This is a genomic window from Allobosea sp. MMO-172 (assembly GCF_037147855.1).
In the GTDB taxonomy this organism is placed as follows: Bacteria; Pseudomonadota; Alphaproteobacteria; order Rhizobiales; family Beijerinckiaceae; genus Allobosea.
In genome coordinates this window covers 31,053-52,731 of record NZ_JBBCUM010000018.1, presented here as the reverse complement: position 1 = coordinate 52,731, position 21,679 = coordinate 31,053, and the positions used below count along the sequence as shown (strand labels likewise).

24 protein-coding genes and 2 tRNA genes are annotated in these 21,679 nt (G+C 66.7%); 13 read left to right on the top strand and 13 right to left on the bottom strand.

The features are described from left to right. The first annotated feature begins 216 nt into the window (after positions 1 to 216). Positions 217 to 1,629 carry a sensor histidine kinase gene (locus tag WFK61_RS22255; protein WP_336814250.1) on the top strand — a complete coding sequence of 471 codons (1,413 nt, stop codon included), beginning with the start codon at positions 217 to 219 and terminating at the stop codon, positions 1,627 to 1,629. Positions 1,630 to 1,656: 27 nt separating this feature from the next. Here WFK61_RS22255 and WFK61_RS22250 read toward each other — a convergent pair whose 3' ends face one another. From WFK61_RS22250 to WFK61_RS22240, 3 genes are all read right to left on the bottom strand, one after another. Then, positions 1,657 to 2,334, bottom strand: a complete 678-nt coding sequence (locus WFK61_RS22250) for a response regulator transcription factor (RefSeq protein ID WP_336814249.1) — start codon at positions 2,332 to 2,334, stop codon at positions 1,657 to 1,659. Positions 2,335 to 2,775: 441 nt separating this feature from the next. After that, a tRNA-Tyr gene (locus WFK61_RS22245) sits at positions 2,776 to 2,860 on the bottom strand. Positions 2,861 to 3,029: 169 nt separating this feature from the next. Continuing rightward, the gene (locus WFK61_RS22240; protein ID WP_336814248.1) at positions 3,030 to 3,584 is read right to left on the bottom strand and encodes an AAA family ATPase; all 555 of its coding nucleotides are present in this window, start codon (positions 3,582 to 3,584) and stop codon (positions 3,030 to 3,032) included. A 101-nt stretch (positions 3,585 to 3,685) separates the two neighbouring features. Here WFK61_RS22240 and rlmB point away from each other — a divergent pair, with 101 nt between their 5' ends. Further along, positions 3,686 to 4,486: a 23S rRNA (guanosine(2251)-2'-O)-methyltransferase RlmB gene (gene rlmB, locus WFK61_RS22235; protein WP_336814247.1), complete on the top strand. Its 801-nt coding sequence runs from the start codon at positions 3,686 to 3,688 to the stop codon at positions 4,484 to 4,486. 164 nt (positions 4,487 to 4,650) lie between these two features. On the opposite strand, the gene WFK61_RS22230 is transcribed toward rlmB, so the two are convergent. After that, complete coding sequence (locus WFK61_RS22230; protein WP_336814246.1) at positions 4,651 to 4,833, bottom strand: hypothetical protein; 183 nt, start codon at positions 4,831 to 4,833, stop codon at positions 4,651 to 4,653. Here WFK61_RS22230 and WFK61_RS22225 point away from each other — a divergent pair. Together WFK61_RS22225 and WFK61_RS22220 are read left to right on the top strand one after the other, a co-directional pair. Then, positions 4,808 to 6,433, top strand: a complete 1,626-nt coding sequence (locus tag WFK61_RS22225; RefSeq protein ID WP_336814245.1) for an MFS transporter — start codon at positions 4,808 to 4,810, stop codon at positions 6,431 to 6,433. The genes WFK61_RS22230 and WFK61_RS22225 overlap by 26 nt on opposite strands. Before the next feature lie 184 nt (positions 6,434 to 6,617). Then, positions 6,618 to 6,692, top strand: a tRNA-Thr gene (locus WFK61_RS22220). 57 nt (positions 6,693 to 6,749) lie between these two features. On the opposite strand, the gene WFK61_RS22215 is transcribed toward WFK61_RS22220, so the two are convergent. Continuing rightward, the gene (locus tag WFK61_RS22215; protein WP_336814244.1) at positions 6,750 to 7,235 is read right to left on the bottom strand and encodes a DUF3617 domain-containing protein; all 486 of its coding nucleotides are present in this window, start codon (positions 7,233 to 7,235) and stop codon (positions 6,750 to 6,752) included. A gap of 173 nt (positions 7,236 to 7,408) precedes the next feature. Here WFK61_RS22215 and WFK61_RS22210 point away from each other — a divergent pair, with 173 nt between their 5' ends. The 5 genes from WFK61_RS22210 (at position 7,409) to WFK61_RS22190 (ending at position 10,782) form a co-directional block, all read left to right on the top strand. Continuing rightward, the gene (locus WFK61_RS22210; RefSeq protein WP_336814243.1) at positions 7,409 to 7,699 is read left to right on the top strand and encodes a hypothetical protein; all 291 of its coding nucleotides are present in this window, start codon (positions 7,409 to 7,411) and stop codon (positions 7,697 to 7,699) included. A gap of 82 nt (positions 7,700 to 7,781) precedes the next feature. After that, positions 7,782 to 8,264 carry a hypothetical protein gene (locus WFK61_RS22205; RefSeq protein ID WP_336814242.1) on the top strand — a complete coding sequence of 161 codons (483 nt, stop codon included), beginning with the start codon at positions 7,782 to 7,784 and terminating at the stop codon, positions 8,262 to 8,264. 100 nt (positions 8,265 to 8,364) lie between these two features. After that, the gene (locus WFK61_RS22200; RefSeq protein WP_336814241.1) at positions 8,365 to 8,811 is read left to right on the top strand and encodes a hypothetical protein; all 447 of its coding nucleotides are present in this window, start codon (positions 8,365 to 8,367) and stop codon (positions 8,809 to 8,811) included. 76 nt (positions 8,812 to 8,887) lie between these two features. Beyond that, positions 8,888 to 9,871: an MBL fold metallo-hydrolase gene (locus tag WFK61_RS22195; protein ID WP_336814240.1), complete on the top strand. Its 984-nt coding sequence runs from the start codon at positions 8,888 to 8,890 to the stop codon at positions 9,869 to 9,871. A 137-nt stretch (positions 9,872 to 10,008) separates the two neighbouring features. After that, a complete protein-coding gene (locus WFK61_RS22190) occupies positions 10,009 to 10,782 on the top strand; it encodes an NAD kinase (protein ID WP_336814239.1) in 774 nt (257 codons plus the stop codon). A 6-nt stretch (positions 10,783 to 10,788) separates the two neighbouring features. Here WFK61_RS22190 and WFK61_RS22185 read toward each other — a convergent pair whose 3' ends face one another. Further along, positions 10,789 to 12,003 carry a DUF2336 domain-containing protein gene (locus tag WFK61_RS22185; RefSeq protein WP_336814238.1) on the bottom strand — a complete coding sequence of 405 codons (1,215 nt, stop codon included), beginning with the start codon at positions 12,001 to 12,003 and terminating at the stop codon, positions 10,789 to 10,791. Further along, positions 12,000 to 13,079 carry a lytic transglycosylase domain-containing protein gene (locus WFK61_RS22180; protein WP_336814237.1) on the bottom strand — a complete coding sequence of 360 codons (1,080 nt, stop codon included), beginning with the start codon at positions 13,077 to 13,079 and terminating at the stop codon, positions 12,000 to 12,002. Before WFK61_RS22180 ends, WFK61_RS22185 begins: the two co-directional genes overlap by 4 nt. A gap of 190 nt (positions 13,080 to 13,269) precedes the next feature. Between WFK61_RS22180 and WFK61_RS22175 the strand changes: the two genes are divergently transcribed. Genes WFK61_RS22175 through WFK61_RS22165 form a run of 3 tightly spaced genes read left to right on the top strand, consistent with a single transcriptional unit; the run spans position 13,270 to position 14,886 of the window. After that, the gene (locus WFK61_RS22175) at positions 13,270 to 13,767 is read left to right on the top strand and encodes a MaoC family dehydratase (protein WP_336814236.1); all 498 of its coding nucleotides are present in this window, start codon (positions 13,270 to 13,272) and stop codon (positions 13,765 to 13,767) included. Between the two features lie 5 nt (positions 13,768 to 13,772). Next, on the top strand, positions 13,773 to 14,651 hold the full coding sequence (locus WFK61_RS22170; protein ID WP_336814235.1) for an HpcH/HpaI aldolase/citrate lyase family protein: 879 nt from the start codon (positions 13,773 to 13,775) through the stop codon (positions 14,649 to 14,651). A gap of 19 nt (positions 14,652 to 14,670) precedes the next feature. Continuing rightward, entirely contained in the window at positions 14,671 to 14,886 is a 216-nt protein-coding gene (locus WFK61_RS22165) for a heavy-metal-associated domain-containing protein (protein ID WP_336814234.1), read from the top strand. 6 nt (positions 14,887 to 14,892) lie between these two features. On the opposite strand, the gene WFK61_RS22160 is transcribed toward WFK61_RS22165, so the two are convergent. After that, entirely contained in the window at positions 14,893 to 15,498 is a 606-nt protein-coding gene (locus WFK61_RS22160; RefSeq protein ID WP_336814233.1) for a flavin reductase family protein, read from the bottom strand. Positions 15,499 to 15,502: 4 nt separating this feature from the next. After that, positions 15,503 to 16,072: a nitroreductase family protein gene (locus WFK61_RS22155; protein WP_336814232.1), complete on the bottom strand. Its 570-nt coding sequence runs from the start codon at positions 16,070 to 16,072 to the stop codon at positions 15,503 to 15,505. A 103-nt stretch (positions 16,073 to 16,175) separates the two neighbouring features. On the opposite strand from WFK61_RS22155, the gene WFK61_RS22150 reads away from it, so the two are divergent. Next, positions 16,176 to 17,093, top strand: coding sequence for a collagen binding domain-containing protein (locus tag WFK61_RS22150; protein ID WP_336814231.1), 918 nt, complete (start codon positions 16,176 to 16,178; stop codon positions 17,091 to 17,093). 163 nt (positions 17,094 to 17,256) lie between these two features. Here WFK61_RS22150 and WFK61_RS22145 read toward each other — a convergent pair whose 3' ends face one another. The 4 genes from WFK61_RS22145 to WFK61_RS22130 form a co-directional block, all read right to left on the bottom strand. Next, complete coding sequence (locus tag WFK61_RS22145; RefSeq protein ID WP_442896354.1) at positions 17,257 to 17,961, bottom strand: SGNH/GDSL hydrolase family protein; 705 nt, start codon at positions 17,959 to 17,961, stop codon at positions 17,257 to 17,259. A gap of 41 nt (positions 17,962 to 18,002) precedes the next feature. After that, positions 18,003 to 19,229: an OpgC family protein gene (locus tag WFK61_RS22140; RefSeq protein WP_336814229.1), complete on the bottom strand. Its 1,227-nt coding sequence runs from the start codon at positions 19,227 to 19,229 to the stop codon at positions 18,003 to 18,005. Between the two features lie 422 nt (positions 19,230 to 19,651). Further along, positions 19,652 to 20,269 carry a GDYXXLXY domain-containing protein gene (locus WFK61_RS22135; RefSeq protein ID WP_336814228.1) on the bottom strand — a complete coding sequence of 206 codons (618 nt, stop codon included), beginning with the start codon at positions 20,267 to 20,269 and terminating at the stop codon, positions 19,652 to 19,654. After that, positions 20,269 to 21,558, bottom strand: a complete 1,290-nt coding sequence (locus tag WFK61_RS22130; RefSeq protein WP_336814227.1) for a DUF2157 domain-containing protein — start codon at positions 21,556 to 21,558, stop codon at positions 20,269 to 20,271. The genes WFK61_RS22135 and WFK61_RS22130 overlap by 1 nt, the downstream gene beginning before the upstream one ends. Positions 21,559 to 21,679 lie beyond the last annotated feature (121 nt).

Below are 21,679 nucleotides of genomic sequence, written 5' to 3'. Positions count from 1 at the left end.
CTCCCCGCAGCGATGACGTAGAGAAAACTGATAGAAAGGTACTGTATCGGTACCTTTGAGACGGCATATCGCCTTGCGTAACTAGGCCATCAAGACGATAGATATTCCCCGATTTAATCATTCGTTAAGCATCAGAGTGCCTGACGCATGCCACGAACGTTAGATGGAAAGGTCGAGGAAGAATCAGCGGCCAAAGACCGGGCCGCCTCACCGACCTTGGACGCATCCGAATACGGACCAAGGTCTGTAGTCTTTCTCGACGGCCTGCGACGGCGCTGGGCCGCGCAGAGCCTTGAACGGCGCTTCACCATCGCCGCATCGCTCGTCGTCGGCCTGTCGATGCTCACGCTGGGATACTGGGTCGAGCGCCGCATCCGCACGGGCTGGGAGCAGGGCATGGCCGAGATCGGCGCCCATTATCTCCAGGCCTTCCTCGCCCCCCATGTCCTCGAACTGGAGCACTCCGATGCGCTGTCGGAGGACAGCAAAGACGCGATCAGGGCTCAGGTCACCGACAGCCGCCTCGGGCAGCGCGTCACGATGATCAAGATCTGGAACCGAACGGGAAAGCTGATCTACAGCACCGGCAAGGCCCGGGAAGACGTGCAGCTTCAGCCGTTACGGCTCGAGCGGCTGCTGAGAGGACAGGTCGTCGTATCCCCGCATGGCGACAGCCATGGCGACGGAGACTCCGGTCCACGTTCTCTGGAAACCTATGCACCGATCTACAAGCCGGGCACGAACACGATCCTCGGCTTCGGCGAGTTTTACGAAATCAGCCATTCGCTCGATCGCGAAATCCAGCAGCTGCGCTACGCGACATGGTTCCTGATCCTGAACGTCGCGATCATCATCGGCTTCCTGCTCTACCTGACAATCCGCCGCGCCGGCCGCATCATCAACTCGCAGCAATCGGAGCTGGAGGCCAACCTTGCACGCGCGTCTGCCCTGGCCAGACGCAACAACATGCTCCGGCGCGCAGCGGATCGGGCGCGGCTCGACGCAGCCGTCTCGAACGAGATCTATCTCGCCCGCATCGGCGCGGACCTGCATGACGGCCCGATCCAGATGCTGAGCCTGCTGATGCTGCGCCTGCCCGACGAGCCGCCAGAGCTTCGGGCGCAGCTCGAACGATTGACCCAGCAGACATTGGCCGAACTGCGCAATCTTTCCGCCGGCCTGGTCCTGCCGGAGATCCGCGACCTTTCCCCCTCGGACACGATCGAGGCGGCGATCAAGCGGCACGAGCAGCAGACCGGCACCGATGTCGCGCGCGATCTGGCCAGCCTGCCGGACCAGATGCCCGAGGCGATCCGCTTCTGCGCCTTTCGCGTCATCCAGGAGGCGCTGATGAACGCCTACAAGCATGCGCAGGGCCGCGGCCAGCACGTCGCAACCCGCTTCGCTGCGGAAACGCTGGAGATCACCGTCTCGGATGACGGGCCGGAGGGGAGTGAGGCCGCGCGACCGGACGCGCCCCAGCAACGCCCGCGATTGGGACTACGGGGGTTGGAGACCCGCGTGAAAGCCTTGCGCGGCAGCCTGACGATCGCGCAGCAATCCCAGGGCGGATTGCGGCTCAAGATGACCCTGCCGGTGCGCCGCCGCTCCCTGAGAACGAAGGTATGATAAAGCCGTAGTCGCTGCCGGGCTGCCTCAGCGGCCGGCCGAGGAGAAATCCGTCGGCTTGAGCTTCTGCGCGGCGATGACGACTTCGAGCCGGTTGCGAGCCCGGAGCTTCGACATCAGGTTGGTCATGTAGCTCTTGACCGTCTTCTCGCTCAGATCGAGGCTGCGGGCGATCTCGCGGTTCTGCTTGCCGCAGAGCAGCAGGCGAACGATCTGCTCCTCGCGGACACTCAGCTTCGTGCTGACGACCGCTTTCTTCTCCATCGCCTTGCTGTTCAGGGCGCCGATGACCTTCGCGGCGAAGGAAGGCGTGATATAGACCTCGCCGCGCAAGGCGGCCTCGACCGCATCGACCAGTTCGCCGGCGCTGCTTCCCTTCAGCACATAGCCGGCCGCTCCGGCGCTCAGCGCCCTGACGGCATGTTCCGTCTCCGTCGAGGCAGTGAAGACCACCACCCGGCAGGCAGGCGCAATGTCGTGCAATTCGACGATGGCCGCGAAGACGTCGCCGGGCATGTTCAGATCGACGATCAGGATATCGCAGGCACGCCGGGCGGGAATGGCCATGACGTCCGAGGCGCTGACGCCCATCTCGACCACTTGATAATTGTCGTGGCGTGACAGAACGGAAGCTATGCCTTCCGCGAGAAGCGGATGGTCATCGACGATCGCGATTGCAATTCGGGAAGCCGGTTGCCCCTGCATCCCGTCATATTCTTACAGATTAGAAAAGCAGTAAAGAGATCAATCCGAGCAGAGTTAATCGGTGGCGCCCGAATTTCAGCCACGATGTCTCACGGTTCCGTGATGCCAGCTGCATTCGCCAGATGCCGGCTGACCGACCTCTATCCGACCAGGCCCGGCAAACGTTTCGCCAGCGGACCTCCGGGCAAATCTACCCTAACGTAAGATAGAGAAGATGGCTGCGACAAACGAGAAGCCCTCCGGCCCGGCGGCTTCCCAAGGCAACATCAGCGCCGTCGCCTTGCCGCAGCGTCAGACGGCTCGATCGGAAGCAAAAAACCTTGGGGCGAGGATCAAGTCGTATCGCGACAAGAGGACGGAACGGAGCGTCCGCCCCTACGCGTTTTCCCACGCGCAGCCACGAGGGGAGTAGCTGAGTTTCTTCGATGTCTTGAAGGATGGTGGTGGGGGAAGCAGGACTCGAACCTGCGAAGGCATAGCCAGCGGATTTACAGTCCGCCCCCTTTGCCGCTCGGGACATTCCCCCGCCTGCGCCCTTGATCGGCTCTGTGAGCCCAGGGCCACCGATATGTCACTTTCGCGACGACCGGTAGGCGCGGCCGGACTTATGGTGACCGGGCCGCGCCCTGTCAACGGCAAAAAGACCGATCATGTGAATTCGTTGTGAAGGCCCGGCGAGACGCCCGAAAAATCGGTCATTCCGGGGCGAGCAGATGGTCGAGCACGAAGCTCACGCGCGCCGCGACACTCACGCGGGGCAATGCGACAAGCGTGTAGCCATAGCGGGGATAGGCTGCGGCGATCGCCGCACAGGTCCGCTCCGCCTCGGCGAAATCCTGCTTTCGTTCGGCATCCTGCGTGAAGATCTCGCGCCAGGGCGGGGCGATGAAGACCGTCCGGCGGTAGAGCAGTTGCTGCGCAGCCCGCTCGACATGATCGGGAATCGGCAGGCCGCAGAGCGCCAGATACCCCGCGATGTCGGGAATGCCGCGATCGAAGAACACCTTGCCCTGGCCTGCACGCGCCTCGGCATGACCACGCAGGTCGGATGACAACATCAGCTCGGCGAACAGCGCCGGGTCGACCCAGGGCAAACCCCTGCCGCCGATCGCCTGCTGGTCGCGGATGATCGCCCGCCCGGCCTCGGGCCATACGGCATGGCCAAGGCCGGCCAAGGCCTCGATCAGGCTCGTCTTGCCCGCGCCCGGGCCACCGGTGATGACGATCAGCCGATCCGTGTCCTGTGGCATCTTAGCTCCTTTTCTCATGGGATATGTCGGCAAAGGATGGTTCGCGCTGGCCAAGCGCGCGATGTCGTGGCACGGCAATCCGGCAATCACTGGAGAGAGCGATGGCTCCGCCGTTCCGCCCGAAACATGCCAGGCCCGCCGGGGGCAGACAGGGCGCCCGCCGCAACGACGGGCCGCCGCCGCACCGGCCGGGCGATATCGACGAGGCCGTGCTCTACGGCGTGCATCCGGTCGTCGAGGCGCTGAAGAATCCGCAGCGGCGCCATCGGCGCCTGCTCGCGACGGAGAATGGCCTGCGCCGCCTGCAGGAGCAAATCGACCCGCTGCCGCTTGAGGCCGAGATCGTGCGCCCCTCCGAGATCGACCGCCTGCTCACCCCCGATTCGGTGCATCAGGGCCTTTATCTCGTCTGCGATCCCCTGCCCTCGCCCGATCTCGACAGCCTGCCGGACGACGCCGTCGTGCTGGCGCTCGATCAGGTCACCGATCCGCATAATGTCGGCGCCATCCTGCGCTCGGCCGCCGCCTTCGCCGCCGCGGCCGTGATCGTCACGATCCGGCACTCCCCGGCCGCAACCGGCGTGCTCGCCAAATCCGCCTCCGGCGCGCTGGAACATGTGCCGCTGATCTCCGTGCGCAATCTCGGCGATGCCCTGGAGACGCTGGGCAAGCGCGGCTTCCTGCGTGTCGGTTTCGATTCGGATGGCGACGTCTCGCTGGACGATGTCGCGTTGCGCCGCCCGCTCGTGATGGTGATGGGCGCCGAGGGCAAGGGCCTGCGCCAGCGCTCGCGCGAGCTCTGCGACCATGTTGCGCGGCTCGAAGTGCCCGGCACGATCACCAGCCTCAACGTCTCCAACGCGACCGCGATCGCGCTCTACGCGGCCAGCCGGCGCCGCTGAACGCCCGGTTCAAGGCGCCGGAAAAAGCAGCGTTTTCTGCGCTTTCCGGCCCGCGGAACCACACCCGCCGTTAGTCTCATAGACGAACGGTGCAAGACCAAGTGCCTGATTGCCCCTGCGACAATCCGCGCGCAATCCTCTGAAGCGAGCTGGAGTGACGGGACTCACCCGCCTTCCGGCCGCGCGGCCACCGTCACTGAGAACGTGAACCGCGCGAAACGAGTTGCCGGGCTCAAGCCCGGCTTCAGGGCTTCATCAGGGGAGACAAACGCCATGAGCATGGCATCGCAAGCATCGGGGACGAGGGCCGCGCCCCGCCCGATGACCAAGGAGGAAAAGAAGGTCATTCTGGCCTCGTCGCTCGGCACAGTGTTCGAGTGGTACGATTTTTATCTCTACGGCTCGCTCGCCGTCATGATCGGCGCGCATTTCTTCTCGGCCTTCGATGCCAACACCCGCGCGATCTTCGCGCTGCTGGCCTTCGCCGCAGGCTTCCTCGTCCGCCCCTTCGGCGCGCTGTTCTTCGGCCGCCTCGGTGACCTCATCGGCCGCAAGTACACCTTCCTCGTCACCATCGTGATCATGGGCGCCTCGACCTTCCTGGTCGGCCTGCTGCCCAGCTACAGCTCCATCGGCTGGATCGCCCCGGTCATCCTGATCGTGCTGCGCATGCTCCAGGGCCTCGCGCTCGGCGGCGAGTATGGCGGTGCGGCGGTCTATGTCGCCGAGCACGCGCCTGTCGGCCGTCGCGGCTTCTACACCTCGTGGATCCAGACCACGGCGACGCTCGGCCTGCTGCTGTCGCTGATCGTCATCCTGGTCATCCGCGTCAACATGGGCGAGGCCGAGTTCGCCGCCTGGGGCTGGCGCATTCCCTTCCTGCTCTCGATCTTCCTGCTCGGCATCTCGGTCTGGATTCGCCTCCAGATGCAGGAATCGCCGGCCTTCAAGAAGATGAAGGAAGAGGGCACCGGCTCGAAGGCGCCGCTCTCCGAGGCCTTCGGCCAGTGGAAGAACGCCAAGATCGCGCTGATCGCCCTGTTCGGCCTCACCATGGGCCAGGCGGTCGTCTGGTACACCGGACAGTTCTACGCACTGTTCTTCATCCAGAGCATCCTCAAGGTGGACCTCTACTCGGCGAACGTGCTGATCGCCTGGGCACTGATCATCGGCACCGGCGGCTTCATCTTCTTCGGCTCGCTTTCGGACAAGATCGGCCGCAAGCCGATCATCCTCGCCGGCTGCCTGATCGCCGCCCTGACCTACTTCCCGCTGTTCGGCGCGCTGACCAAGGCGGCCAACCCCGGCCTCGCCGCGGCCCATGAGAACGTCAAGGTCCAGGTCGTCGCCGATCCCGCCACCTGCGGCTCGGTCTTCGATCCGGTCGGCGTGCGCACCTTCACCCAGCCTTGCGACATCGCCCGCCGCACGCTTGCGACGCAGGCCATCGTCTATACCCAGACCCCGGCCCCGGCGGGTACTGCCGCCAAGGTCGTGGTCAACGGCAAGGACGTCGCCATCGACGCCTCGTTCGCTGCGAACATCGCCAAGGAAGCCATCGCCGCCGGCTACCCGGCCGCCGGCGACGCCCGCATCGTCAAGACCGGCTTCTTCGCCGCGCTCTTCGGTGGCCAGTCGCTGACGGTCATCGCGATCCTGACGGTACTGATAATCTACGTCACGATGGTCTACGGACCGATCGCGGCGGCGCTGGTCGAACTCTTCCCGACCCGCATCCGCTACACCGGCATGTCGCTGCCCTATCATATCGGCAACGGCTGGTTCGGTGGCCTGCTGCCCGCCACGTCCTTCGCCATGGTGGCCGGCACGGGCGACATCTTCTACGGTCTCTGGTACCCGATCGTCTTTGCCCTCGCGACCTTCGTGATCGGCTTGCTGCTGGTTCCCGAGACCAAGGATCGTGACATCATGACCTATGAGAACTGAGCTGCAGCAGCCAGTCTGACGAACGAGCCCCGGCCTCACGGCCGGGGCTTTTCGTTGAGCGGAACAGTTTGCCGCCGCGACGCCGAGATGCTTGCCCTCGCAGCCATCGGCTGGTAACCGCTACGCCCATCGTCGGAAGAATTTCCGCCCGGCGAAACCCGGCCCCAGGGCCGGATGCGATGGCGCCGGCGTAGCACAGCGGTAGTGCAGCGGTTTTGTAAACCGAAGGTCGGGAGTTCGATCCTCTCCGCCGGCACCACACTCCCTTCGCGGATTCAGCGATCCCCTACCCGCCGCGGGGGACTTCTCCTGCAAGCTATGGTGCAGGCTTCGGCGACGGCATCGAGATCACCTTGCCGTCCGGCATGATGATGTCGCCGGGCTTCTGCCCGGGCGCGCATTCGCCGAGGCGCGTCGCCTCGACGACGAGCTTGCGCTCCACCGGGCCGGACTGGCCGGGCATGCCGCTGATCTTCGTCGTGCCTTCGGTCCGGACGGATGTCTGGAAATCGCCGGTGATGACGCTGCTGCCGGAAGCCTTGATCTGGCCGACGGCGCATTCCGTCTCGACGGCATAGCCGGTGGCCGTCTTGGTCACCAGCATCTTGGAACAGGCGCCCGAGGCCAGCCCCCCGACGATCGACTGGTCGGTCCCGGCCCCCACGCATTGCTTGGCGATGGTCTCGCCCTCGCTGCCCTTCGATTTCGTTTCCCACAGGCCGGGCTTGCGCTGGGGCAGTTGCTGCGCCAAGGCGGGCATGGCGACGAGAGCGCCGAGTGCGGCGATCAACACGAATTTCATGGCGATGTCTTCCCATGTGAATCGGTGGGCCGAGACAAGACGGGCGCCAAGGCCAGAATGAGGCAGGAACGGCGCAGGCCGGACCAGCCGCCCGCCCCTTGACAGATCGGCCGCTCCGGGAACGTTTGGCGGGCCGGGCGGTTATCCGCCGGGTCAAGCTTCGGGAGGCTTCGATGAAAGCCCTTGTCCTTACGCTCGCCATTCTGTTCGGCGCCGGAACGGCGGATGCCCAGACGCGCCCCTCGACCGTCTCGCGCCCCTGCGCGGCGAGCCAGCGCGATGTACAGGCCAACGGTGCCATCGTGCTGGGAACCGGCGGCTATACCTTCGATCGCTTCGTGCGCGACCGCAGCTTCTGCCAGATCGACGAGGGGCTCGATCCAGCCTTCGTTGTCAGCCGGGACAGCCAGTCCTGCTTCATCGGCTATCGCTGCAAGACCCAGTCACGCTGGTTCGACGATTGAGCCTGCCGGCAGGCGGAACCCGCGACCACGCCACACGTTTTCTTCGGTGGGGCGAAACCCGGATTCTGCCACGGAGGTTCGCATGCGTCGCCTTCTCCTCATAGCGGCTTCGGCCGCGCCGCTGCTGCTCGCCGGCGTCTTGCCGGCAGCGGCCCAGCCGCATTTCGGTGGCCCCGGCTTTCGACATGGCGGCTTCCACCCGCACGGCATCGGCATGAGGCCGGTCGGAATACGGCCGGCCTTCCCCGGCTATCGGCCGGGCTTCCGGCCCGGCTGGCACGGCGGCTATTATCCGCACCGGCACTATTCCTATTGGGGGGCGGCCTCCGGCATCGCCGCCGCGGCGACGCTCGGAGCACTCGCGACCTATCCGGCCTATCCCGCCTATGAGACCTCCCCCGCTTATGAGGCCTATCCGGCCTATGAGGTCGTGCCCGCGGCCGAAGGCGGGATGTGCAGCACGCCAGTCAAGACCTGCAATCTCTACGAGCCCGCCCCGCTCGGGATCGGCTGTTCCTGCCGCGTGCCGGGCGGCCATGCCCGGGGCTTCGTCGTCGGGCCTTGAGGCCTCCCACCGGCCGGCAGCTGCATTCCATGGCTGGCCGGCAGGCGCGATCATGGGTTAGATGGGGCATCGCGGTGCCAGCTTGCGGCGCACCGCCCTGATGATCTTTGCACGGACCGGAATGGACGACCGGACACAACTTCTCGCGCTCGCAGCCCGGTGCGAGGCTTCCAGCAAGCCGAACCGCGAGCTCGATGCCGATATCTACGAGGCGCTCGGCTACGTCGTCAGGCGCAAGCCGGCGCAACTGGTCAACCGGCGCACGCCGGCCGGCGGCATCTACCAGCACGGCTCGTTCTGGAAGACGCTGGGCACCGTCAGCGCCGATATCGACATCGCCGTCTCGCTGCTGCGGCAGAAGGCCCCCGGTTGGAGCTGGAGCCTGCAATGCCTCGCGAGCGAGGAGACGCTCGCCTTCCAGGCGCTTGTCGCCGATTGCTCCGGCCAGGGCGTCATGGGCTCGCTCGCGCTCTGCGCCGCGATGCTGCGTGCATTGGCAAGGCGCGAGCCCGCCGCCGCCCCGGATTCGGGCCTCACGGAAACTTGACCTTCGGGCAAGTCCTTGCGGTTGAAAGCAGGGCCGCCGTCGCTAGTCTGCCTGCGACCCGAGGGGAGACCAGACCATGCAGGACACAGATTTCTCGCGCCGCGCTGCCCTAGTCGGCGCCGGCGCGCTCGTTGCCGCTGCGACACTCGATCTGCCCGGCATCGGCCCGGCCCAGGCACAAGGAGTTCCCGTGAATCAGGCTCCCGGTTTCTATCGCTACAAGATCGGCGACATCACGCTGACCGCGATCAATGACGGCTTCGGCAAGCGCCCGCTCGAAGGCTTCGTCCGCAATGCCGAGCTCGCCGACGTCAAGAAGGCGATGGCAGGGGCCTTCCTGCCGCAGGATGCGCTCAACATCACCTTCACCACGCTGGCGATCCAGCATGGCGGCAAGCTCACCCTGATCGATACCGGCAACGGCGATTCCGGCGCGCCGACCTCCGGCACCTGGATGGCGAATTTCAAGGCGGCGGGCTTCGATCCGAAAGACGTCTCCAGCGTCGTGTTCAGCCATTTCCACGGCGACCACATCAATGGCTTCCGCCTGAAGGACGGCACGGCCGTGTTCCCCAATGCCGAGGTCATGGTCCCGGCGGCCGAATGGGCCTTCTGGATGGACGACGCGAAGATGAACGCCGCGCCCGATGCCATGAAGGGCGCCTTCGCCGGCGTGCGCCGCGTCTTCGGTCCGGTCGCCAAGGATGTGAAGCAGTTCGAGCCCGGCAAGGAGCTTCTGCCCGGCCTGACCCCGGTCGCCGCCCCCGGCCATACGCCGGGCCATACGGTGTTCGCGCTGAGCTCCGGCAACGGCAAGCTGATGATCATGTCCGACACGACCAATCACCCCGCCCTCTTCGTGCGCAATCCCGACTGGTCGGCCGTGTTCGACATGGACGGCCCGCAGGCCGCCGCGACGCGGCGCAAGCTCCTCGACATGGTCTCGGCCGAGCGCATGCAGGTCGCCTTCTATCACGCGCCCTTCCCGGCGACCGGCTTCATCGCCAAGGACGGCAACGGCTTCGAGATGGTGCCCGTGCAGTGGAGCACCGCGATCTGAGCTCCGTCCCCATATCACTTCGCATCGAGGCCGGGCGAAAGCCCGGCCTTTTTCTTGGACGATCGGCCTCGCGGCCGGCGGCCCGGTCATGGTAAGCCTGCCCCGATACCGCAGGGCCTGCCGTTTCAGGACACGCTATGACCGAACGATTCGGCGCGATCTCCTTCGTCGCCAGCGATACCCCTGAGGCGCAGGCGGCGCTCGACAAGCTCGTCGAGCGCTATGGCAATGCCGATCCTGCGGAGGCCGATGTCGTGGTCGCGCTCGGCGGCGACGGCCTGATGCTGCAGACGCTCCATCGCTTCCTCGGCACCGGCAAGCCAATCTACGGCATGAATCGCGGCTCGGTCGGCTTCCTGATGAACGAGTTCAAGGAGCGCGGCTTGACCAAAAGGCTGGACGCCGCCCAACGCAGCATCGTGCATCCGCTCTCGATGCAGGCCACCGATCGCAACGGCGCTACCGTGCAGGCCAAGGCGATCAACGAGGTCTCGCTGCTGCGCCGCTCCTATCAGGCGGCGAAGCTGCGCATCTCGGTCGATGGCCAGGTGCGTCTGTCCGAGCTGATCGCCGACGGCCTCCTGCTGGCGACACCCGCCGGCTCCACCGCCTATAACCTCTCGGCCAACGGCCCGATCCTGCCGCTCGACGCGCCGCTGCTGGCCCTGACGCCGATCTCCGCCTTCCGGCCGCGGCGCTGGCGCGGTGCCCTGCTGCCGGACCATGCCAAGGTCTTCATCGAGGTACTGGAAGCCGAGAAGCGCCCCGTCAGTGCCGTCGCCGATCACACTCAGATCGACGAGGTCACCTCGGTTTCGATCGAGATCGACCGCAGCGTCGACCTCGTCATGATGCACGATCCCGGCCACAGCCTGGACGAGCGCATCCTGCGGGAGCAGTTCGGGTACTGAGCCTGTTCAGGCTGCGTCGCGGAGATCGCTCTCGGCGAGTTCGATCAGGAAGGACGGATCGGCCTCGACGAGCAGCGCGAGCGCCGCATCGTCCGCCAGCGAATCCGCGAGACCGCGCGCCTCTTCGCGGGCGGCCTCCGCATCGAGGCGGCGCAGCAGAGCCATCAGCGCATCGGCTTCCGGCCCCTCTGCCCCCTCGCAAGCGATCAGCACCGTGCGCAGCAGGCCGCGATCCATGCCGTGCCGAACCGGCGGCCGATCGAAACCACGCGCATTGAGCGCCATGATCGCCGCCGAGAAAGCCGGCTCCAGCGATGCCGGCAAGCCCGCCTTGCGGCAGAGCGCCTTGAGCCCGGCGCCGCGCCTGTCACGCAGCAGGGCAGCGACACGCTCCTCCGGCAGGCCGGACAGCACGACGAAGGCCGCTTCCGCCAGCGCCGGCTCGCCGCTGAGCAGCGAACGCAGCATCAGCCCGGGCGTCAGCCGCCCGGTGATCCTGAGCACCTCGACGATCGCCGGCGCATCGCTGGCCTCGCCGCCCGCCGCGAGCGCGACGGCGACCCGCTCGGTCGATTCACGCGCCAGGCGAGCGCTGCGCTCGGCCGTCAGCCAGCCGCAGCCAGTGACGAAGCTGGCCAGCGTGTCGGAAACCCGGGCCGCGATCGTCTGCCGCAGGCCACCCGGCAGGTCGACACGCTCGAGCAGCGCCTCGCGCAGCGCGCCGCTATCGCCATGGCGCTCGATCATGCGCTCCAGCGAGAAATCGGGGATCTCGGCGGTGCGGTTGCCCGCGAGCGTGACGAGTGCCTCTTCGCAGCCGACCTCGGCCAGCGCCGCGCAGACGCCGATGGGCAAGCAGCGGCGCATGGCGATGGCCTTCTGGGCGAGCGTATCGCCGACTGCAGCGGCATCGACGAGGTCGGCCTCGGTCAGCACCGGCGAATGCGCCAGGACGAGCGCCGCGACATCGCTCTGCTCGGCGATCAGGCCAAGGGCGAGATTGCGCGGCGTGCGCATCGAGGGCGCCATTTCCTCAGCAATGGCGCGCCGCACCAGAGGCGACGGATCGTCGATCAATGCGATCAGCGCCGTCTCGGCCTCATGACGGTCCTCGTCGGACATGCCGGAACGCAGATAGGCGCCCGCCAGTGCGGCGGCGCCGCTGGCGCGCGCCTCGGCCGGCGCCGTCCGGGCCCAGAGCAGGAAGCGCCGAACGATCATGTTCCGCTCCGGTGGATCATGAAGGAAGACAGGTCGAGCGGCCCGCTGCGACGCTTGCCGGCCGGCTGCGCGGCCGCGACATCGGGCTGGGACAGATCGCTCGGACGCGACGGCGGCAGTGGCGCGCTGACCGCCTTGGCCGGAGCAGCGACGGCCGATCCGCTCGCCACGGGGCTCGCATCGGTAAGCGTGCCTTCGCTCTGGCCGGGCCGCGGGAAATAGCGCTCGCCACCTTCGAGCGAGGCCATGCGCGTGCCGTTGCGAGGCGGCGTTGTCCAGAGATTGGCGACGGCCTTCGAAACCGGATCGCGCGAGCCGCCGGTCGAGAACAGGCCGACGAGCCCCTTGGCGCGCTCGGGCCGCAACGCCGCCGCGATCTCGGCGACCGGAATGTCATCGCCCTGCCCCGCTTGCGCATTCGGCGCCACCTTGGCAGCGACCTGCGTGCTGGCATGGCTGGCTGCCAGCACGCCATAGACCTCCTGCACGCTGCGCGCACGGCCGGCCTTGTCGTAGAAGATCGAGCGGTTTGCGGCGGCAGCCTCGGGGAAGTCCCGCGCCGCGACGCGGCTCGGGTCACCGGCCGCCGCACGGATCAGGTCGGAGGCGCCGCGCGCGCCCAGCACATGCGCCATGTAGAGCTCGCCGGCCTGTGGCTGGCGGCCGAGGCTGGAAGCGAGCTGGTCGCGATTCTTCTGGGTCAGCGCGCCGGCCATCACGGCCGCGACCTGCGGATCGTTGCGCAGCTGAAGAATCTTCTCGCGCGCCGCCGGATCGGAGACGCTGAGCCGCCCGCCGCTCTCGGTGATCGCATCGGCATATTGCGAAAGGCCCTGCTTCGGCCCCTCCTGCTTCACCATGGCGAGCCAGGTCTGCTCGATGAACTGGAAAAGTCCCGTAGCGCTCGATGTGCTCGCCTTGGCCGTCGGTTCCAGCGACGACTCCCGCTGCGCCGTCTTGAGCAGATAGTCGAACCCCGCCCCCGTCCGCTCCGCGCCCTGACGGATGGCGCTGACGACCGGGTTCGCAGGCTGCGTTTCGCGGCTCTGGCTCTGCGGCGTGGTGAAGAGGAACATCGAGACCTTCGGCGGCGGCCCGCGCGCATTGCGAGGGCACCTTCGAAAATTGCTCCATTATGGTAAGCGAACCGTTAAGATCGACCTCGCGCCGAGAGCCGCCAGCGCTTTCCGCTTCCCTCCCGGCGGAGGTCCCTCTACGACTTCTGGTTCCGGCTCAGCAGCCGGCTTGATGAAGACGGAGGCGTCTATGGCGGATGTGGTGCGTCACAAGCGTGGCGGGATCTATTTCGAGGATTTCCAGGTCGGCGCGGTCATCGAGCACGGCCTGACCCGCACCGTCACGCAGATGGACAACATGCTGTTCTCCAACATGACGCTGAACCCGCAACCCCTTCATATCGATGCGCATTTCTGCGCGACCGAGACCGAATGGGGCAAACCGCTGATGAACTCGCTGTTCACGCTCGGCCTGATGATCGGCATCTCCGTGAACGACACCACGGTCGGCACCACCATCGGCAATCTCGGCATGACCGATGTGCTCTTTCCCGCCCCGCTCTTCGAGGGCGACACGATCAACTGCACCACCGAGATCGCGGCCAAGCGCGAGTCGCGCTCGCGGCCCGATGCCGGCATCGTCGAGTTCGTGCACAAGGCCTACAAGCAGGACGGCACCTTGGTCGCCCAGTGCCGTCGTCAGGCCTTCATGCGCAGGCGCCCGGCCCCCGCCACGGTCGCGGTCTAACCGGCATGCGCTCGCTCCTGTTCGTGCCGGGCGACAGCCCGAAGAAGCAGCAGAAGGGTCTGGATTGCGGCACCGACGCGCTGATCCTCGACCTTGAGGATTCCGTCGCGTTCGACGGCAAGCCGCAGGCGCGCGAGATCACCCGCGCCTTCCTCGAAGCGACCCGCCCCCTGCCGAAGCGCCCGCTGCTGATCGTCCGCATCAATGCACTGGCGACCGGCATGAGCGATGCCGATCTCGACGCGATCATGCCGGGCGCGCCGGACGCGATCATGCTGCCGAAATCGGAGGGCGGCACCGATGTCGGCCATCTAGCCGCCAAGATCGCCGTGCGCGAGGCCGAATCCGACCTGCCGGACGGCACGACGCGCATCCTCCCGATCGGCACCGAGACCGGCAAGGCGATCTTCGGGCTCGGCAGCTACAGCCGCTCGTCGCATCGCCTGATGGCACTGACCTGGGGCGCGGAAGACCTCTCCGCCGATCTCGGCGCCGAGACCAACCGGCTGGAGGACGGCTCCTATGCCGATCCCTACCGCCTCGCCCGGTCGCTGACGCTGTTCGCGGCGACGGCAGCGCAGGTCGATGCGATCGACACCGTCTTCACCAATTTCCGCGACGATGCCGGCTTCCGCGCCGAATGCCTCGCCTCACGCCGCGACGGTTTCACCGGCAAGATGGCGATCCACCCGGCACAGGTCCCGGTCATCAACGAGATCTTCGCGCCCTCGCCAGCCGCACTCGCCAAGGCGGAGCAGATCATCGCCCTATTCGAGGCCAATCCCGGCGCCGGTGTCATCGGGCTCGATGGCGAAATGCTGGATCGTCCCCATCTGATCAAGGCACAGCGGCTCGTCGCGCGAGCTCGCAAACTGGCTGAATGAACCGCCGGAGGCGATTCGAATGACTCAGGTTTTCGAGGTTTCAGGCATGCATTGCGGCGGCTGCGCCTCGCGCGTCCAGCGCGCCGCGACGGCGCTCGCTCCGGGCGCCACGGTAACGCTCGATCCGCCGCGCCTCACCTTGCCGGAAGGCATCAAGCTCGATGCCGAGGCGCTCAACGAGGCGCTGGCGGAATTCGGCGACTATCGCGCCACCGGGCCCCTGCCTCAGGGTTGAGAGCCCCTACCCGCCGGCCGGGCGGGTGATCGAGAACAGGCTCGTCACCTCGGCATAATCGGCATAGCCGCAGCGCGCGATCGGGTTGGCGCCCGCCGTGTCGAAGCGCCCGTCCTTGACGAAGGCATCGTCGATGAAGATGCCGACGACCTGCCCCAGTACCATCCAGCGCGGCACGGCATTACCGTCGATATCCTGCAATTGCTGGACCGAGAGCAGCTTGCATTCGAGCGCGGCCGGCGTGCCGGCAACGCGCGGCGGCTTGACGAAGCGCGACGGCGCCATCTCAAGCCCGGCATGAGCATATTCGCTCTCGCCGCGCGGCAATGGCGCCGAGGTCAGGTTCATCGGATGCGCCAGCGCCTTGGTGACCAGCGAGCAGGTGAACTCGCCGGTCTCCTCGGCGAAGGCGACGGCGTCCTTCTTGTTCTCCGAGGAGAACATCACGATGTTCGGCCGCGACGAGATCGCGTTGAAGAAGCTGTAGGGCGAGAGATTGACCTCGCCCTTGGCGCTCAGCGCCGTGATCCAGCCGATCGGCCGCGGCGCGACGATCGCCTTGAACGGATCATGCGCGAAGCCGAGATCATCCTTCGTGGCCGAGTAGATCATCGGATCAAGTCCCGTAATAGCTGACGATATCGGCCATCACCGGCCTGTCGCGATCGGTGATCGGCGCCGTCGGGGTGCCCAGATGCACGAAGCCGGCCATCCGCTCGTCATCGGCCAGCCCGAATTCGCTCAGCACCTGCCGGTCGAAGGAGAACCAGTTGGTCAGCCAGGAGCCGGCATAGCCCATGGCATAGGCGGCGACGAGCATGTTCATGCAGACCGCGCCGGCCGAAAGCTCCTGCTCCCAGAGCGGGATCTTGGCATGTTCACGTGCCCGCGAGACCACGGCAACGATGACCGGCGCGTGCAGCAGACGCTTGCGCTCGAACGCGACCTGATCCTCGCTCGCCTGCGGGTTCTTCTCGCGGTAGATGCGCGCGACGATCTCCGCCGCTTCCTCGCGGGCCGCGCCCTTGAAGACGATGAAGCGCCAAGGCGCGAGCTTGCCATGATCGGGCACCCGCGCGGAGATGGCGAGCAATTCGTCGAGCTGGGCGCCGTCAGGGCCGGGCGCCGTAAGGAACTGCGGCGGCACGGAGCGGCGCAGCTTGAGCAGAGAGAGCGTATCGGTCATGAAACATCCTGACTATGGCTTGGGAATTGACCTATTCCTTCGCCATGATGAGGACAAGCGGAGCTGCTCATACAACGCCGCAGAGCCGCCGAGGACGAAAAGCATGTTTCAATTGGAGGGCTTTAAAGCTCGCCGCCTTGTCGGGGCCGTCTTCGCCACGGCCGTCCTGCTTGCGCCGAACTTCGCCGGTGCCCAGTCCGCCGATCCCGGCCCTGGCGCGGACACCCCGCCTCCCGCGCCCATGCAGGGCCAGCCTGTCGCGCCGAACGGATTGGCGCGCCTGTCCGTCTCCGCCCAGTTCGCCGCCGACCGCAAGCCGATCCGCTCCGGGCTGAACTGGCGCGTTCTCAGCGAGGGCAGCGACGGCACCTCGTCGCGGATCGTCGCGCGCTCCTCCGAGCCGGAGCCGGCCTTCTCGCTGCCGCCCGGCAACTACGTCATCCATGCCGGCTATGGCTTCGCCAGCGGCACGAGGCGCGTCAGCCTCGGCCAGCAAGGCCTGCGCGATCAGGTCCAGATCAGCGCCGGCGCGCTCTCGCTCGCCGGCTCGATCGGCGATGCCCCGATCCCCGCCCCCCTGCTCTCCTTCTCGGTCTTCGTACCCTTGCAGGGCAATTCCGAAGGCCGCCTGATCACCAGCGGCGCCAAGGCGGGCGAGGTCATCCGCTTGCCCGAGGGCACCTATCACGTCGTCTCGACCTACGGCGATTCCAACGCGATCCAGCGTGCCGACGTGAAGGTCGAGACCGGCAAGGTCACCGACGCGACGCTGCATCATCGCGCCGCCAAGGTGACGCTGAAGCTCGTAGCCAATACCGGCGGAGAGGCTTTCGCCGGCACCGCCTTCAGCGTGCTGACGCCGGGCGGCGACGTGATCCGCGAGGCGATCGGCGCCTTCCCACAGGTCATCCTGGCGGAAGGCGACTATGTCCTGATCGCCCGGCAGGAGGGACAGGTCTATTCGCGCGACTTCAAGGTCGAGTCGGGCAGCGACCGCGATATCGAGGTTCTGGCGAAATAGGCCACCTGTCGCTTCGCACGACCGTTGTCATTCCGGGGCGCGCCGCAGGCGCGAACCCGGAACCTACGACTGGGTAGGACAGTCGGCGTGCGGGTGTTGGCGGCTCATCCAGTCGTGGGTTCCGGGTTCTTCGCTACGCGAAGCCCCGGAATGACAAGGGTCGTCAGTTCGTCGGCTTCCCAGCCCCAGCCGCCTCGATCCGAACCGGCCCGATCCCCGCAACGATCCCGTCGGCCAGCCGCAATGCCAGGCAGCGATAGCCGGCATCGACCAGATGCAGGCCGTCCATGCCGACGAGTTCCTCAGGCGTGAACTGGCGCGAATTCGACCAGCCTTTCATCATCGCATAGCGCGGGAACAGCGAGATGCCCTGGTCCTGCGCCGTCTTCGTCAGCACGGCGCGGTAATCGTCGTAATGCGGATAACGGCCCTCGCGCGGCAGCCAGGGCAGGTCCATCAGGATCATCTCGATCCCGGCGCTGCGGGCCTTGCCGACCCCCTTGCGCAGGATCTTGCCGAGCTTGTCCTCGCCGATATCGCGGATCGCGTCGTTGATGACGGTCTGCCAGATCACGATCGCCGGCTTCTCGTCGATGACGTCGGCCTGCATGCGCAGCAGCATGTCATAGGCCGACTGGCCGCCGACGCCCTTGTTGACGACCCGAACCTCCGCACCCGGCAGGCGCCGGCGCAATTCGGCCTGCAGCACGGAAGGATAGCTCTTGTCGTCGGCGCTGGCGCCGGAGCCGGCTGTCGCCGAGGAACCCAGTGCCACGATGGTCAGGCGGCCGGTTTCCTGCAGCGCCTTGCGCGCTGCCGGCAAGCTTGGCTGGAAGGCGGCTTTCGCGGCCTCCGCACGGCAGCGCACATCGAGCGGCGGCGGCAGCGGCGCCGCGCCAGCTCCCGAATTCAGCGCGAGGAGAAGGAAGGCCGCGGCAGCTGTGCGCCACGGGCCGGGGCAGACTCGGCACTTGCGCCGCGTTTCGTGATCGAACGGTACCACGACAGGAAAATCCCTAACCCTGTCAGAATTGTAGCGCCACCAGCACATATCAGCAACTGAACGCCCAAATCGAAGGATGTTTCCGCCAGCACGATCTGCCCGATGATCGAGAGCACGACGCCCGCGCAGAAGACATGCAGCGAATTTTGCCCGGCACTCGCAAGCATGCGGCCGGGCACTGCCTTCGCCATCGCCATGCCGGCCGGCAACCAGCGGATCGCCAGCCAGGCCAGCGCGCCGATATGCAGGATGCGCGTCCAGGCGAGATTGGTCTTGTCCGAGCCGAGCTGAACGGAATCGAACCAGTCGTTCAGCGCCGCGATGCCGGTCGGGTTGCCGCTGGAGGTCTTCACCACCCAGGCGAAAACGATGAAGGCGACTGCCGCGACGTCGAGCCAGACCAGGCGCGGCGCGCGGATGCCGAGCTGCGCCGCCCGCCCGATGACGACGCCGAGCGTGAAGACGACCTGCCAGGCGAAGGGGTTGAAGAACCAGACGCCGGCACTGCCATTGGGCAGGTTGAGCTCGAAGGCGAGCGCCGCCTGCCAGATCGCCAGCGAGCAGGCGAGCGTCAGCAGCGGACTCAGGCGCGCCGCGTAGTAGATCACCGGGAACAGCGCCAGCAGCACGATGTAGAGCGGCAGGATATCGAGATAGGACGGCTGGTAGGTCAGCGTCAGCGCGCCGATCAGTGCCTCGACCGTGTCACGGAAGAAGGGCTGGATGTTGATCGCCTCGATATAGAGCGGGTTCTGCGTCCGCGTCACCGCCGTGGCGACGACGCCGCAGACGATGATGAACACCGCGAGATGGGCGATGTAGAGCGTCCAGAGCCGCGCGCCGAGCTTCAGCCCGGCGACCGCGAAGCCGCGCTGCTCGATCAGCCCGCCATAGGCCAGCGTCGCCGAGACGCCGGCCAGCAGCACGAAGATGTCGGCCGCGTCCGAGAAGCCGAAATTATGCGGCATATAGGCCGAGACCACGTTCCCCGGCATGTGGTTGATGAAGATGATCAGCAGGGCGAGCCCGCGGATCACGTCGATCCGCGCATCCCGCCCCGGCGCAGCCAGCACAGCGTCCACGGCCGGTCGGCCGAGAAGCAGGAAGCGCCTGAAGGAAGAATGGGAGGACACGGGACTGTAGTCCTTCAGCAGGCCGGAAAATCCAGGATCGAAACGCCGGCGGCCGATGCATGTTCCCGGCTCGCCACTCTCAAGATGAACGTTCGCTGTCGAAGCTGTTCATCTGCCGTTCATATAACTCCTGAGGATTCGCGTCACGCGGCGTGTTGTCACAAGCGCGTGTGGCGGATCATCAGCGGCTTTGCGGCAGGGTTGAGACGAAGCGGCGCCGACACGGCAATGTGATGCCGCGCCGGCCGGACCAGTGCTTGAAAGCGCAAGCCCTCATCCTGAGGAGCCATTCCAAGGGAATGGCGTCTCGAAGGATGTTTCAGGAGGTTCCGGAAATCACTGGAACATCCTTCGAGACGCCGCTCAGCGGCTCCTCAGGATGAGGGCTGGAAGACGTCAAATCGCCGTTCGAAGGCCCGGCCTCAGTATGGCGGTTCGGCGTAGACCGGCTTGCCGTCGATCAGCAGGCGCTTGATCGCGGCCTCGCCCGAGGACGAGACGGCGGCCACCACCTCGATCCGCGCCTTGTCGGTGGTCTCGATCGCCTTGCCCTCGCCTTGCGGCACGAAATAGCTCTCGAGCCCATAGGCGATGCTCAGGCGGTTGCGCCGGCCGCTGCAATCGAAGGAGCCGTCCGCCATGGTGGCACAGGCCGAGTTCGCCGTAACGCGCCCGGCGATCACGACGACACCGTCTCCGGTCTTGGGCCACTCCCGCGACACGCCGGTCGCCCGGGCAAAGCCCTGCTCGTCCCGGCCGAGGCTGACATAGACCTGCTCGCCGCGCTGGAAGCCCGCTTGATTGGCCGCACCGGTCTCGACCGTGCTGATCGGATAGGCGAGGATGACGTAATCCCCGCGGAAGAGGTCGCGCGGATCGACCGGCACGCTCCGCAGCCGGATCTCGGTGCCGCCGCGCAGGATGCGCGCCCTCTGCTCGACCAGCGCCAGCAGGACGAGCCCCAGCAGCAGCGCGGTTGCCAGCGCGCGCCAGACCAGCGGCACCTTGGCGACGAGGCTATCGGCCGAAAGCGCGCGCATCAGGCGGCTTCCTTCTCAGGCGGGTTGAGCCGGGCGAAGAGCCGCCGCGCGCCGGAGGCGATCGCCAGCAGCGCCGCGCCCGCGACGAGGAAGAACAGCGACTGGTCGAGCAGCGTACCGATGGTCTGCCAGAGCAGGATCAGGATCGCGACGCCGAACAGGACCGAGCCCGCCAGCACCAAACGCCGGATGCCGCCGACCGACCCGGCCACCACCAGCGCCGTAGCAGTCAGCAGAACGAGGCTCGCGACGATGATCTTGCCGGCCATGGCGGTGACGATGCCGGTCCAGAACACGACCGGCACCAGCAAGGCGAAGGCAAGCCCTGCCGCCAGGGGCCACGCGAAACGCCGCTCGCGGGCGAGCCCTGCCAGGGCTGCGACGACGGGAATTGCGATGGCATAGGCCATGAAGACGAAGCGGAAGGCATGGCCTGCCCGCGCCTCGTCCCGGTCGAGGATGCGGATCAGCTCCGTGTTCAGCACCAGCACCAGCCCGAGCAGCCCCCAGGGCAGGCAGGCGGTCAGCACCGAAGGCAAGCCCCGGTCGAGCGCCAGTGCGCCCAGCGCCACATAGAACACGGCAAGCGCCAGCCCATAAGCCAGAAGCCCGTAATCGAACCGGTCGAACAGTCCATAGCCCGGCGCCATGCCGAGCCAGGCAGCGGCTGCGAGCACAACGAGGTGATGCACCAGCCGGTTATCGCGCGACAGCGAAAGCCACAGGGCCGGCAGATAGAGGATGAAGAAGCCGAGATGCGCGCCGCTGCGCGCCTCTTCCCAGCGCCCGCCGCTCCAGGCGCAGATCGCGATCAGCGCGATCGCCAGCGCGCCGTTCGAGCGCATCAGGACAGCGGCAATCAAGCCGCCGAGCGCCACCAGCAAGGCACCGGCCGGCCAGTCGGCAGGCAGATGATACATCTGGCCGACCAGTGCCAAGCCTGCGCCGAAGATCAGCACGCCGCAGGTCACGGCGGCATCGGCGCCGCGCGGCGAGCCCTGACGCTCCAGCCGGAAAGCATAAGCGATACAGATCGCAATGGCCGCGAGGATCATGCCCAGCTTGACGAGGCGCGGGATGTCCTCCCAGCCGGCCGCGACGAAGGCGGCAACGCTCGCTGCGATCAGCAGGCCGCCGAGCAGGCCGAGCACGGCCGGCAGGCGGATGCCGCCCTGCTCGCGCGCGACCGAGCGCCGGATCGCGCCGGCATTCTCGGCACTGAGCCAGCCCTCGGCGACCCAACGGGGAAGATCGGCTTCGAGCCGCTTGCGGTAGGAGCCTGTCAGCATCGCCGGCAATCTGCCATGGCGAGGGCTGGATTCGCTAGGGGTGCGCAAACACCGTTGTCATTCCGGGGCTTCGCGCAGCGAAGAACCCGGAACCCACGACTGGGTGCGACATCTAACGCCC